The organism is uncultured Jannaschia sp., from assembly GCF_947494025.1.
In the GTDB taxonomy this organism is placed as follows: Bacteria; Pseudomonadota; Alphaproteobacteria; order Rhodobacterales; family Rhodobacteraceae; genus Jannaschia.
Window position 1 is genome coordinate 1 of sequence record NZ_CANLTQ010000171.1, and the last position, 341, is coordinate 341.

A 341-nucleotide genomic window follows, 5' to 3' on the forward strand; every position below is an offset into this window, starting at 1 on the left:
CCCTGCCGGGCAATGGACAGCACAGGGATCAAGGTCCGGGGCGAAGGCGAATGGCACGCCCGCAAGCACGGCGGGGCACACAGGCGGGTTTGGCGCAAGGCCCGCCTCGCCGTTGACGAGGCGGCGCTGGAGATCCGCGCAGTCGAAATCTACCGGCAGCGGCGTGGGCGATGCGCCCGTGTTGCCCGACCTGCTCCGTCCCATCCCCGAGGGCGAGGAGATCGCCTCCGTCACCGCCCCCTCTCGGGATCATGCTTCGCATGCCCCTGCCGGGCAGTGGACGGCGCCTACGACACCCGTGGCTGTCGTAGGCGCCATCGTAAACCGAGGTGCCGACGCGA

At 70.4% G+C, this 341-nt stretch carries 1 pseudogene; it reads left to right on the plus strand.

What is annotated here, in order from left to right:
* A pseudogene (locus tag Q1B08_RS21820) lies at nucleotides 1–341 on the plus strand (transposase); the annotation flags it as partial.